Below are 14,865 nucleotides of genomic sequence, written 5' to 3' on the forward strand. Positions count from 1 at the left end.
CTGCTATACTTACAACAAAGAATCCTTTTCATGATAAATAAAAAACACAATACATTTAAAAAGTTAAATCTCAGTATTATAACTACTCCTCTATTTATAAAGAGAGAACCCTTTTATCTTTTACTTATCTTATTCAAAAATTACAATCGATAAAACTATTATATAACAAAACATCATATTTGATTTCTTTCTTAAACTACCTCTGACATAAAACAAATTTATTAAAAACTTTTTATATACTCAAAAAAGTTTATATAGTTGTTACATTAACTGCTGACGGTCCTTTATGTCCATCTTGAATCTCAAACTCAACATTTTGACCTTCAGATAAAGTCTTAAACCCATTTCCTTGAATCGCAGAAAAATGTACAAACACATCCTTACTTCCATCAGATGGTGTAATAAAACCAAAACCTTTAGATTCATTAAACCATTTCACTTGACCTTTAATTTTTGACATCTTACATATTTCCTTTAAACGTTTTCTATTTCATAAAACAAAATTTTTAATGTTAAATCTACCAATTTTTAAAACAAAACAACTAGCCGACATTATTATAATTTTTATAATCTATAATATTATTCACATAATACTGTTACTAGTCAGTCTACCCTAAAAAATACTACTATACTCCTATTTTCTCGTGCTTGCATATCCTACCATTTTTAGAATAAAAAACCAACTTAGTTATTTCATAATAACAGAAAAATACCTATTATCAATTTTTTTTTATATCTATTTTTAAAAAATAAAATATAATCCTGTTATTAATAGATATTCTTCTAAATTACATACTATATATTAAATCATATTTATTATTAATAAATATGATTTAATATATTACTAACAATTTAATGTACTTTATAAATACAAAAAATATAGTCTTTAATATTAAAGACACACAATAATAACATAATTATCTATAAGAATACGTTAACACAAATCAAATAACTTATTATTATTTAAAAAAATTTATCTAACTAATATCTAAGCTTTCGATAAAAATTATAAAATACAATTAATATTCAATACAATACATACTGTATATTATAGCATACAGTATGTATAATTTTTTATAATTATAAAACTATAATAATATAACAATATAAAATAACTAAACTAAACAGAATTTTTAAAATATTCAAATAACACTAACCAAAAACTAACTTCAATAAAATAAAAATAATTACTCTTATTATATAAAATTATTATTATATTTATAATATTCCATAATATTAAATATCTACTATATAATTAATTAAATTTTCTCTATAAACAAAAAAAATAACAGAAGAATTAATTATACCTTAAATTAAAATACACTAATCATAGCTTCTATAAATATAATAGAATCTATAGAAACATTTATGACTACTACAATAAATTCTTGCTCATATTTCTAACAAGCTCACATCTAAAATCTATTGAAATATTATTTCGATACTAAATTACAAAATACTTACACTAAAATCTATACACAAATAATGTTAACTTAATAATTTTAACCATACAATTTCCTAATAATTATTAGAAATAACATAAAAAAATTTAAATAAATATAATAATAAAAACATCACCTTTTCTAATATTCCAATGATCTATATTAAATTACATATATAACGATTAAAAACATTTTACATATTTAATACGTTTTTCAACAAAATACTTTTAATAAAAACAAAATAATCTCTATTGTTCTTTAAAACAAGAAATTCTTTATTAAATATATACATAAATTTTTTAATTTAAAAAACAATCAATCATACATAAATATATATCAAACAAACTTGTTTACTAAAATTAGTATAGTTTTAATACCCCAACACAAACATATCTGAGTAATATATCATATATACTATAACCCTAAAAAATAATATTAATAATATATATACTCATTCCAATTACGATTATCTTTAAGAATCATAGCAGTAGATTCATTTGGACCCCAAGTACCAGCTTTATATAATTTAGGAATACTATTATCCAATTCCCATGCTTTCATAATAGAATCAACCCATTTCCAAGAACCTTCTATTTCATCGTAATGTACAAATAAAACTTGAATACCTTTCATCACTTCTAATAATAATCTTTCATATGCATCAGAAACATATTCTTTAGAAAAAATTTTGTTAAAATATAAATTTAAATTAGTGGTTTGCAAACGACTTTTATGTCCTAATCCAGGTACTTTACTAAGAATTTGCATATCTATCCCTTCATCTGGTTGCAATCGAATAATTAATTTATTATTAGGTAAACATAAATATGAATCTGAAAATAAATTAAGTATTGGTTTTTTAAAATACACAACAATTTCAGAATATTTTTTTGCTAATCTTTTCCCTGTTCTTAAATAAAATGGCACACCAAACCATCTCCAAGTATCTATATTCACTCTAATAGACACAAAAGTTTCAGTAGTACTATCCTGGTTTGCCCCTATTTCTTCCAAATAACCTGGAACTGGTTTGCCCCGAATTAAACCTGAAACATATTGACCACGAACTGTAATTTCATGTATTTTATTAGGATCAGCCATACGTAACGCACGTAAAATTTTTACTTTCTCATCTCTAATACAATCAGCACTTAAATAAGCTGGAGGAGACATAGCTATAATAGTTAAAATTTGTAATAAATGACTTTGTATCATATCTCTCATTTGACCTATTTTATCAAAATATCCCCAACGCCCCTCAATACCTACTTCCTCTGCAACAGTAATTTGTATATGATCAATAGTGTTATTATTCCAATTAGAAAAACATAAAGAGTTTGCAAAACGTAATACTAATAAATTTAATACAGCTTCTTTTCCTAAATAATGATCTACTCTATAGATTTGAGTTTCATCAAAATATTCTGACACCTTAGAATTAATAGTTTGAGCAGAACTCAAATTAGTCCCTAACGGTTTTTCTATAACTACTCTATTCATTTTTCTATTTAATCCTATTGAACTCAATCCCTTACAAATAGCTCCAAAAGTATGAGGAGGCATAGCCAAATAATTTATTGTTAATAAATCTAAACGTTTTAATTTATTAACTAATAAATTAAAACGCTCTATATGATTTACATCTAAATTACAGAATTCAAATCGTTTATAAAAACGATTCCATATATTTTCATCAATAGATTCACTTTGAATAAATATTTCTAAAGCAGAACGTATCACTTGAACATATTTTAAAGTATCCCATTCTGCTCGACCTACCCCTAATATACAAGTATCAGGATGAATAAAGCCTATTTTTTCTAATTTATACAACGCCGGGATTAATTTTCTACGAGCTAAATCTCCTTTAGCCCCAAAAATAATTAAATTACAAGCATGTGCTGTAGGTATATCTAACTGCATGTTTATGATTCTGCCTAATATAAATAATATTATTAAAATATTGAAATTTTCTTATATAAACCCTATAAATTCAATTTATTTATAAAATTTACATTATTCATGTAAATCAACACACAAAATAATGTTATATCTATAATACATATAAAATATTCACTACATATATTAGTATATAATACATGTAAATTAACTATTCAATTTAAATCCATTCTACATACTTACCAATGTATGTAATAAGTATACCAATATATTACATCTTCTTATAAAAAAAATACTATAAATCATTAATAACTAAAAATTTACACATTATAAAATATTGTTAAACAAAATTGAAATTTCTACGTTAGTATTAAGTAAATTTATCATCTAATAATTAATTATAATATTTTTATAATTAAAACTAAATAATAATAATTATATAATTGTAACTATAATACTCATTAAAAATTAGTATATTAAAAAATATTCTTCTTATACGGTAAGATATTAGATATAATAATATTATTACTATATAAGGAATTATTATGCTAAAACAATTGAGAAGAACTAAAATTATTGCTACTCTTGGCCCTTCTACAGATCAGGAAAACAATCTAAAAAAAATTATTACTTCTGGAGTTAATATAGTACGACTAAATTTTTCTCATGGAAAACCTTCAGAACATTTTAATCGAGCAAATAAAGTTCGAAAACTTGCTTCTCAATTAAATAAATATATTGCTATTCTTGGAGATTTACAGGGTCCAAAAATTCGAATTTCAACTTTTCAAAACGATAGAATACATCTACAATCAGGAGATAATTTTTTACTTGATTCCATGTATGAAGCTACTAATCAAGGTAATCAAAAATATGTAGGAGTCAACTATAAAAAACTTTATCAAGATGTATTTCCAGGTGATTATTTGCTTTTAGACGATGGAAAAATTCAACTACAAGTTATTAAAATTCATAACACTAAAATTTATACTAAAGTAATAATCGGCGGGATATTATCTAATAACAAAGGAATAAATAAATTAGGAGGAGGATTATCAGCTAAAGTATTAACAGATAAAGACAAAGCAGATATTATTACTGCCGCTAAAATAGGAGTAGATTATTTAGCAATATCTTTTCCTCGTAACAGTATTGATTTAAATTATGCTAGAAAATTAGTCACAAACGCTGGCAGCAATGCGAAAATTATATCTAAAGTAGAACGTGCAGAAGCAGTCAAATCTGATGAAACGATAGATGATATTATCAAAGCATCTGATGCTGTGATGGTAGCTAGAGGAGATCTAGGAATAGAAATTGGAGATCCAAAATTAGTTGAAATACAAAAAAAAATAATACATAGAGCACATATCCTTAATAAAGCAGTTATTACTGCAACACAAATGATGGAATCTATGGTTACAAATTCCATACCTACTCGAGCTGAAGTTATGGATGTAGCTAACGCTGTATTAGATGGAACAGATGCAGTTATGTTATCTTCAGAAACTGCAACTGGAAGATATCCATCTGAAACTGTTACTTCTATGTCCAATGTATGTTTAGGAGCAGAAAAAATATCAAATATTAATCAATCATCTACACTATTAAACGAATCAAAAAAAAACATTAAAAATATAAAAGAAGCTATTGCTTCATCAACAATGTATATAGCAAATCATTTAGATAGAATACGTGCAATTATTTCTATTACTGATTCTGAAAATATTGCATTATTTATGTCCCGTATTAATTCAAAATTACCTATCTTCGTGTTATCTAAGCATATCAGCATTCTTAATATAGTTACCTTGTATAGAGGGGTAATTCCTATTTATTTTAATTGTATTGGTAATAATATAATTGATGCAAGACGTTCTACTAATTTGTTACGAAATAAAGGATTCTTGTTTTCTGGAGAGTTGGTAGCAGTAATACAAGATAATACAATAAATAAATCCAATATAACTAATATGAGTTATATATTATCAGTTGAATAAAACATATTTAAATAATAGAAAAATATTTAATGCGTGTTATTTTACATGTCTCCTCATAACAAATATGAATAAGGTAATTTAGTCAAAACTCTGAAACATATATATCAACACGCGTACTATTTTTAATCAAAATTCAATTGTGGAATAATTTTATTTATTTGATTCAAATATTTTACACGTTCATTCCCTAAAAGTTTTTCTACATTTAAAATACTTGCAGTTAATGGATTTACAGGTCTTCGATTAATCCATACTTCAAAATGCAAATGAGGTCCTGTAGATCGTCCTGTATTACCAGAGAATGCAATATTATCTCCTCGTTTTACTTTTTGACCCGCTTTCACTAATATTTTTTTAAGATGCATATATCGAGTTATGCATTGAAAATCATGTTTAATAACAACATAATTTCCAGCAATCTTACTATATTTACTAACTAACACAATTCCATCTCCTATAGATAAAACAGGAGTACCAATAGGAACAGCAAAATCTACTCCAACATGTTGAGAAACTTGACCAGTAACAGGATTCAACCGATTCATACTAAAATTAGAAGATATACGATATGGTTTTAATATTGGTAATCGTATAAATTTATCCACAGATCTAACAGCTTCTTTATTATAAAAACGACCGTTATTTGCTCTAAAAACATAATAATCTTGACCTGAAGTATATATTCTTGCTCCAATTAATTCACTACATAAATTATCACTATTATTATTAAGAATAAAAGATACTAATATAGCAAACTTATCCCCTGAATGTAGTTTTTTAAAATCTATTTGATATTTCAACGCATTAACTACGTCTATTATACAATTTTCTTCTAATCCTAAAGATCGAGCACTATCAACAAATGTTCCATTTAATGATCCTGAAAATAAAACTGTATAATACAATTTATCTTCACTGCTAGATTTTTTTAATATTTTTATAATTCCTTGTTCAAAATTGGTATGTACATTATTATAAATACGTATTTCTTGTTCAGAAACACCCCAAATTAAACATTTTAATCGTTTTTGATTAACCATTATCCAAAATAAAGATTCTCTAATATTAAAATTATTTAATACAGGATATTGTTGTATTAATAAACCAACTTCCTCAATATTAATAAAATTACTGCTATATCTTTCCAAAAATTTCATTAAAGTATTATTAGGAGATAATATAGAATAATCATGCACAGCAAAAATTTTTATAGATTGATCTTGACAAAATTTTTTTCTTAAAATATTTGAATATAATATATTTTTATCAAAACATTTATTATTATTTATAATTTCAGAAGAAGAATATAATGTATACTGTTTAACTGGAGCGACATAACTAAAATTACTTTCATCTCTATTTAATTCGCCCCATGACTTTAGTATATTCCAAATGATAGTAATGATGATTAAAAATAATATAAACGGAATCATAGTATACCGTCGATACAAACAACGATATATTGACCTCCCAGAACTACGCACAACACCATACACTTATAATAAATCCCATGTCGTATCTCTTTCTCTAACAACTCACATGATATCAAATTTAAAATTATCTCATTTTATAAACAATTACATTAAAATCAATTAAATATACAACTATTTAATGATCATATGAAATAATAAAACTAAATTCTAAATATATTTGAATTTATCTATTTATAATAAGAAGTAATTTATATTGTATAATATAAATTACTTCTTATTTAAACGCAAAAATTACTACAAAAAAATACAGATATATTATTATTTAATACTAATTCAACAAAATCAAATGATTTGTATATAGCAGACTTAATCAGGTGAACCAATCATCAAATCTATCGCTGCAGTAGTTTTCGGAAATGCAATAACATCTCGAATACTATTAACCCCAGTTAATAACATAACTAATCTATCTAAACCAAATGCTAAACCAGCATGTGGCGGAGCTCCATACTTTAAAGCATCCATTAAACAACCAAATTTCTTTTTTTGTATATCTCGATTTATACCTAAAATATCAAATATTGCTTGCTGTAACTGATACGAATGAATACGCACTGATCCACTTCCTACTTCATGTCCATTAATTACCATATCATAAGCTTCTGAAATAATCGATAATGGATTATTTTTTAAATATTCTATATCATCGCAATTTTTAGGAGCTGTAAACATATGATGCACTGATACTAAATCACCAAAATTATTCTTTTTAAATATTGGAAAATTGATTACCCACAACGGAGCCCAATCATCTTTTTTAATTAAATTTAAATCAATACCTAATTTTTGCCTTAAAGAGCCTAATATATTTATTATAGACAAATCTGTACTCTTACCAAAAGCAAAAAATACAATACCATTATTCTTAAAATCAATTTTTTGCAATAACAATTTCAATAAAATTTTATTCAAATATTTAGATGCTGACCCATAAATTTCATGAATCTCTCCTTGCTCATTGTATTGTACTTTAATCCAAAAAAAATTCTGTAATCCATATTTTCGAACATAATCTTCATATTCATTAATCTGTTTACAAGTTAAAAAAAATCCACTTGGAATTTTCATAATCATTACTTGATCGGCAACTATATCTATTGTTATCTTTTCAAATAAAAGTTGGCTATTTTTAGATTTAAAAAAATCAGAAACATCAATTATTTCTATTGGATTCCTTAAATCTGGAGCATCAGACCCAAATCGACGAATCGATTCAAAATATGAAATCTGAGGAAATACTCCTAATTCTACATTTAAAATTTCACGCCATACAATACGAATAAAAAATTCCATAAGCTCTCGTATTTTTTGAGCAGTGATAAAGGATGCCTCTATATCAATCTGTGTAAATTCTGGTTGACGATCTGAACGTAAATCCTCGTCCCTAAAACATTTAGTAATTTGATAATATCTATCAAATCCAGAAATCATTAACAATTGTTTAAATATTTGAGGAGATTGAGGTAAAGCATAATTCTTATTCGAATATAATCTACTAGGAACTAAATAATCTCTAGCTCCCTCTGGAGTAGATTTAGTTAAAATAGGAGTATCAATATTCAAAAAACCTTCTAATTCCATAAACCGATGAGTCAATGACATAACCTTAGAACGAGTTTTAATATTAAATAACATCGAAGGTCTTCTTAAATCTAAATAACGATATTTTAAACGATTTTCTTCTATATTATTTTTATTAATATCCAATGGTAATGGTTTAGAGACATTAAGAATAACAAAAAATTTTGCAGAAATCTCAATAGATCCAGTAAACATATTTTTATTTATTTGATTTGTAGGACGCGCACGTACTATCCCTGTTAATTGTATGCAAAACTCTTGTTTAAGATTATTAACAGCGCTTATATATGTTTCTTGATGATCATTAAGATCAAAACATACTTGAATACAACCCTCTCTATCTCTTAATTCAATAAAAATTAACTTACCCAGATTTCTAAATTTATTTACCCATCCACACAATGTTACCTCTAAACCAACATGAGCTAAATTTAATTGCCCACAATAAGCAGTGCGCATACATTATTACCTCTTACTCATTAGTTTCACATACTCTATTTATAATTAAGAAAATAAATAAAAATTCTATTTTATTTCATACAATTATATAATTTAACATGATCTTATTATAAAATACATATTTGTATACAATCTTCTTTATAAAACGATAAAGAATAATGTTATATTATATATATTGCAATATAATACTTATTGATTATGAATTAATATATACAACAAAATGTCATACTAATTCTGCATATAGATATATATACAAGAAAATAATAAAAAATTGAAATAATTTAACTAATTTTTTAGATCATATGAATATTCAAAATTTTTTATCAAAACATCTATATCAAGCTTTTGTTCAAATAAATGCAGAATCTTTTTTTCATTTAATAAAAATACAAACATCAACTCATAAAAAATTTGGAGATTATCAAATTAATGGACTTATTCCTATATCTAAACTTTTAAACATTTCTATTGAAGAACTTTTTGAAAAACTTATGCAAGTTATTAATTTACAAAATATTGTTAAAAAAATAAAATTTGAACAACCAGGATTTATGAATATTTTCTTGCACTCAAAATGGATAGAAAATCAAATTAATCATATTATTTATTTACCTAACTTAGGAATTAAATCAATACAACAAAAAACTATAATTATTGATTATTCTGGTCCTAATATTGCAAAAGAAATGCATGTTGGACATTTAAGATCAACCGTAATTGGAGATAGTGTAGCTCGTATTTTATCTTTTTTAGGACATCACGTTATTAAAGCAAACCATATAGGAGATTGGGGTACACAATTTGGAATGCTCATTGCTTACATAAAAAAAAAAACACCATATTATTCTTTATATAATAAAATTCAATCATTTAATACATTAGAAAATTATTATCAAGAAGCTAAAAAAGAATATGATATTAATCCTGATTTTGCTAAATTATCACGCAGTTACGTTGTAAAATTACAACAAGGAGATAATAATTGTCGACAAATGTGGAAACACTTAGTAAATATATCTATTTTAAATAATCAAAAATTATATAATCGACTAAATGTTACTTTAAAAAAAAGTGACATTATGGGAGAAAGCATGTATCAAGACATGTTACCTAGTATCATAACAGACCTAAAAAATAAAAAAATAGCGGTCAATAGCAAAGATGCTATTGTAGTATTTCTTAACAAAAATCAAAAAAGTAAATGTCATTCTTCCTTTGGAGTGATTATTCAAAAAAAAGATGGAGGTTATTTATATAGTACTACTGATATCGCTTGTATAAAATACCGTTGTGAGACGTTGCATGCTGATAGGATCATTTACTATACTGACTCAAGACAAACACAACATCTTTTACAAGCATGGAAAATTGCATATAAAGCGGGTTATATTTCAAAATCAGTGCTATTTGAACATCATATATGCGGCATGTTACTCAATAAAAACAAAAAACCATTTAAAACTAGATCAGGAAATACATTAAAATTGACTACATTACTAAATGAAGCTTTAAAAAGAGCTCACTATTTGATATACAAAAAAAACCCTAATTTCGAACATAAAAAAATAAATAAACTTGCTCATATTATTAGTATAGGAGCAATTAAATATTCTGAATTATCAAAAAATCGATCGACAAGTTACATATTTAACTGGGATAATATGTTAAATTTTGAAGGAAATACTGCTTTATATATACAATATGCCTATACTCGAATATCCTCTATATTTAAAAAAACTAATCAAATTCATTTAAAAGAAAAAAAATACAATATTCAATTAATCACTAAAGAAGAAAGATCTTTAGCAATTTGCTTACTACAATTTAACGAAATAATTACAATAATAGCAGAACAAGGTACCCCCCATTTACTGTGTAATTATTTACATAAATTAGCAGCATTATTTTCTTCATTCTATGAAGATTGTCCTATTTTAGAAACGAAAGAAGCATATATAAAACATAGCAGATTAAAATTAACATTACTTACCGCCTATGTTTTAAAAAAAGGGTTAGAATTATTAGGTATAAAAACACCGAAATATATGTGATATATACAATTAATAAAAATTTAATTTGTAACATCTTTATGAAAAAAAATAAAATCTTTTATACGAAATCCTAATAATTTTAATATTATTAAATAAACACTCATTCCTAAAATTAATATACTTATTATCTTACATAATCTTAAAAAAATGTTATCTAAAATTAATTCCTTTCCACAAATTAATAATTGAGCATAATATATAGCTATACACATAAAAAATAATGCTATTGCTAATCTACATAAAAAAAATAACCATCCAGAAGATAAATGAAATAAATATTTTTTCCTAAATTGCCAATACAATAATCCTGCATTTAACCAAGCACCTAAACTAATAGAAAAAGCAAAAGTTACATGATTCAATATATGAATTAATATCATGTTTATACATTGAGAAAACACTACAGTTACCATAATTATTCGAATTGGAGTTTTAATATCATGACGAGAATAAAACCCTGCAGTTAATACTTTAAGAAAAATTAAACCAGGTAATCCTAATGAATAGGCTATCACAGAATACTGAGTCATTAACACATCAAATTCCGAAAATTTACCATATTGAAATAATGTTATTACTAATGGTTTAGATAACACTCCTAAAATAATAGCACTAGGAAAACTTAATATACAACATAATTTTAATCCCCAATCTATAAGATTAAAATATTCTACATTACTTCCTTTTGCAATAAATTTTGATAAACATGGCAACAAAACAGTAGTTAATGTAACTCCAAAAATACCAATAGGCAATTCAATAATTCTATCAGCATAATACATCCAAGAAATAGATCCACTCGGTAAAAATGATGCGAAAATAGTATTAATTGTTAAAGATATTTGATTACTTGAAACCGCAATTAACATAAACCCTACAGACCGGCATATTCTACGTATCCTATTATCATAAAAATTGAGTGTTGGTAATACTAATAAATTTATATTTTTTAAGAAGGGAATACAATATATACACTGCGATAATCCTCCTATAAAAACTGACCAAGACAACCCAATTATAGGAGAACATAAATATAAATATTTTGAACACAACATAAATCCTATCATACTTATATTTAAAAAAATTGGAATAAACGCAGGAACTAGAAAAAAATTCCATGTATTTAGTATAGCCCCCATAAACGATGCTAAAGAAATAAATAAAATATAAGGAAGTATAATTCGAAACAACAAAACAGTTGTATAAAATTTTTCTGAAACATTATCAAATCCAGGAACAGCAATTCTTATAATCCAAGGAGCTAATAATAACCCAGTAAAAATTATTATAATTAAAATAATTATTAATAAACCAAATGTACGAGAAATAAATGTTCTTATCTCTTTTATATTACAAAAACATTTATATTCTGACAACGTAGGTAAAAAAATTTGATAACACGCTCCTTCAGCAAAAATACGTCGTAAAAAATTAGATAATTTAAAAGCAATAAAAAAAGCATCAGTCATTACACTTGCTCCAAATGTTCGAGCTATAATATTATCTCTAATAAATCCTAAAACCCTAGAAAATGTAGTTATAAAACTCACTCGTATTAATGACTTTAACAAATTCATCGTTTTAAAATAAAAATAATTTCAACATTACAAAATAAACAGTGCTATTATTTATATAATATATACTATATTAGTACATACAAACTTATAATATACATTCAAATAAATTTATGAACTCATGATAAAATAAACAATTCTTAATAATCGTAAGACTAAAAATAGTCAAAAGTAAAATTTATTTCACTAAATATTGTAAAAACATTAATAATACAAAAAACATAATTATCGCGCCAAAAGTAATGTATCATATATAAATATTTTCCCATATAAGTACATAATCTATATAAACACATCATATCATAAGTGGTGACCCATGTATTCAATATCTAAAGCCAGAAAATTAGGTAAATATTTTTTAATTATAGATAACATGTTTGTTGTTGTGGGATTTTATGTTGTTTTCCCACTTATCTCAATATACTTTGTTGAACAATTGGGATGGGCAGCTTTTTTAGTCGGGTTTGCCTTAGGATTACGACAATTTATTCAACAAGGTTTAGGTATTTTTGGAGGAGTATTTGCTGATAAATTAGGAGCTAAACCTATGATTGTAGCTGGATTATTAATGCGTACAATAGGATTCATTATAATGAGTATCGCAAACACTCCTATATTATTATGTTTATCATGTGTATTATCTGCATTAGGAGGTACACTATTTGATCCTCCTAGAACAGCATTAGTTATAAAATTAGTACGTCCATGGGAATTAGGAAGATTTTATTCTATATTAATGTTAGAAGATAGTATATGTGCAATCATAGGAATAATATTAGGTACATGGTTACTGCAATACGATTTCAAATTAGTATGTTTTACAGGAGCAATATTATTCTTCATCGCTGGTATTTTTAATGCATGGAGATTACCTGCATATAAAATCTCTAGTTCTCATCTTTCCTTATTAGATGGAATTAAAAAAGTATTAAACAATCACAGATTTGTTGTTTATGCTTTAACATTAACTGGATATTATATCTTATCAGCCCAAATGATGTTAATGCTACCAATTCGAATGCATGAAATATCTGGACAATTATCATGTATAAAATATATTTATATTATAGAAGCTATTTTATCTTTATTATTTGTCATTCCTATAACTTATTGGACTGAAAAATATTTTCGATTAGAAACACGTTTAATGATAGGATTAATCATAATGATAATTAGCCTGTTTCCAATCGGATTAGTAAAAAATTTATATGAATTATTATTATTAATTAGTTTATTTTATTTTGGATCTATTATTGCTGAACCAGCAAGAGAAACATTAATAGCTTTATTAACAGATTACAAAGCACGTAGCAGCTATATAGGATTTAATAAATTTAGTTTAGCTTTAGGAGGTACTTTAGGGTATAGCGGAAGCGGATGGTTATATGATCTAGGTAAAAAATTTAATTTTTCACAATTACCATGGATAATATTAAGCATAATAGGTTTAATCACACTACTAGGATTATATTATCAGTTTCGATATTATTCCTTTCAATCCATATTATATAAAAAAAATTACAATCATACAAAAAAATAAACTTATTATTAAAACAGAAGTTTTACTCTATATATTTGTATGTGACACAATCACAACAAAACATCGTTAATTCGATCAAAATAAATCAATAAACTTTTATACTTGACAAATAACAATTAACTCTATAATATCCGGAGCTAGGTTTATCCTGATTTATGTTTGTTTAAACGCAATTTTCCATTGAAATTAATCATAATATATTGAGTTATATATTAAATTATATGCTTACTATATAATAAATAATATATCTTATATAAAAATAATCGGTGAGATGTCCGAGTGGCTCAAGGAGCATGCCTGGAAAGCATGTATACATATTCATAATGTATCAAGGGTTCGAATCCCTTTCTCACCGTATAAAAATTAAGTACTTATTTATAATCAAATAAACATAAATAAACCAAAAACTATTTATTCTAATAAAAAATAGCTACATTTATAAAAATTTTTAATACATAAAAATCAAAAAAAATTATTATTATATATGATAACTACGGAGAGAAAGGGATTCGAACCCTTGAAAGAATTAATTATATTTCTTTAAGCAGTTTTCGAGACTGTTCCGTTCAACCTCTCCGGCATCTCTCCTATTAACACCCAATAATATTAACATATAGGAATCGTATGTAGTTATTGATTGTTTTTAAAATAAAAAATCTTAATTTATTACTGTTTACTATTATAATATACACTTGTATATGTGTATATTATTATATATAATATGAGTGTATATGATCCTCTGTAGTTCAGTTGGTAGAACAACGGACTGTTAATCCGTATGTCACTGGTTCGAATCCAGTCAGGGGAGCCATATATAAAATTTACT

8 protein-coding genes and 3 tRNA genes are annotated in these 14,865 nt (G+C 25.0%); 5 read left to right on the forward strand and 6 right to left on the reverse strand.

What is annotated here, in order from left to right:
* Positions 1-250: 250 nt before the first annotated feature.
* Both cspE and zwf read right to left on the reverse strand, forming a co-directional pair.
* Positions 251-460 (reverse strand): transcription antiterminator/RNA stability regulator CspE, encoded by a 210-nt coding sequence (gene cspE, locus Bfest607_RS02265; RefSeq protein ID WP_500838133.1) that lies wholly within the window; start codon positions 458-460, stop codon positions 251-253.
* Between the two features lie 1,417 nt (positions 461-1,877).
* Complete coding sequence (zwf, locus tag Bfest607_RS02270) at positions 1,878-3,365, reverse strand: glucose-6-phosphate dehydrogenase (protein ID WP_500838134.1); 1,488 nt, start codon at positions 3,363-3,365, stop codon at positions 1,878-1,880.
* A gap of 521 nt (positions 3,366-3,886) precedes the next feature.
* Here zwf and pyk point away from each other — a divergent pair.
* Positions 3,887-5,341: a pyruvate kinase gene (pyk, locus tag Bfest607_RS02275; protein ID WP_500838135.1), complete on the forward strand. Its 1,455-nt coding sequence runs from the start codon at positions 3,887-3,889 to the stop codon at positions 5,339-5,341.
* 122 nt (positions 5,342-5,463) lie between these two features.
* On the opposite strand, the gene mepM is transcribed toward pyk, so the two are convergent.
* Entirely contained in the window at positions 5,464-6,837 is a 1,374-nt protein-coding gene (gene mepM, locus Bfest607_RS02280) for a murein DD-endopeptidase MepM (RefSeq protein WP_500838136.1), read from the reverse strand.
* 303 nt (positions 6,838-7,140) lie between these two features.
* Positions 7,141-8,874: an aspartate--tRNA ligase gene (gene aspS, locus Bfest607_RS02285; RefSeq protein ID WP_500838137.1), complete on the reverse strand. Its 1,734-nt coding sequence runs from the start codon at positions 8,872-8,874 to the stop codon at positions 7,141-7,143.
* A 302-nt stretch (positions 8,875-9,176) separates the two neighbouring features.
* On the opposite strand from aspS, the gene argS reads away from it, so the two are divergent.
* Positions 9,177-10,925, forward strand: coding sequence for an arginine--tRNA ligase (argS, locus tag Bfest607_RS02290; protein ID WP_500838138.1), 1,749 nt, complete (start codon positions 9,177-9,179; stop codon positions 10,923-10,925).
* Positions 10,926-10,945: 20 nt separating this feature from the next.
* Here argS and murJ read toward each other — a convergent pair whose 3' ends face one another.
* Positions 10,946-12,502 carry a murein biosynthesis integral membrane protein MurJ gene (gene murJ / locus Bfest607_RS02295; protein ID WP_500838139.1) on the reverse strand — a complete coding sequence of 519 codons (1,557 nt, stop codon included), beginning with the start codon at positions 12,500-12,502 and terminating at the stop codon, positions 10,946-10,948.
* 313 nt (positions 12,503-12,815) lie between these two features.
* Here murJ and mdtH point away from each other — a divergent pair, with 313 nt between their 5' ends.
* Together mdtH and Bfest607_RS02305 are read left to right on the forward strand one after the other, a co-directional pair.
* Positions 12,816-14,039, forward strand: a complete 1,224-nt coding sequence (gene mdtH / locus Bfest607_RS02300; protein WP_500838140.1) for a multidrug efflux MFS transporter MdtH — start codon at positions 12,816-12,818, stop codon at positions 14,037-14,039.
* A gap of 265 nt (positions 14,040-14,304) precedes the next feature.
* Positions 14,305-14,394: transfer RNA gene (locus tag Bfest607_RS02305), tRNA-Ser, on the forward strand.
* 139 nt (positions 14,395-14,533) lie between these two features.
* Here Bfest607_RS02305 and Bfest607_RS02310 read toward each other — a convergent pair.
* A tRNA-Ser gene (locus Bfest607_RS02310) sits at positions 14,534-14,627 on the reverse strand.
* A 147-nt stretch (positions 14,628-14,774) separates the two neighbouring features.
* Here Bfest607_RS02310 and Bfest607_RS02315 point away from each other — a divergent pair.
* Positions 14,775-14,850: transfer RNA gene (locus Bfest607_RS02315), tRNA-Asn, on the forward strand.
* Positions 14,851-14,865: the final 15 nt, after the last annotated feature.

It is taken from the genome of Candidatus Blochmannia festinatus (nom. nud.) (assembly GCF_059936355.1).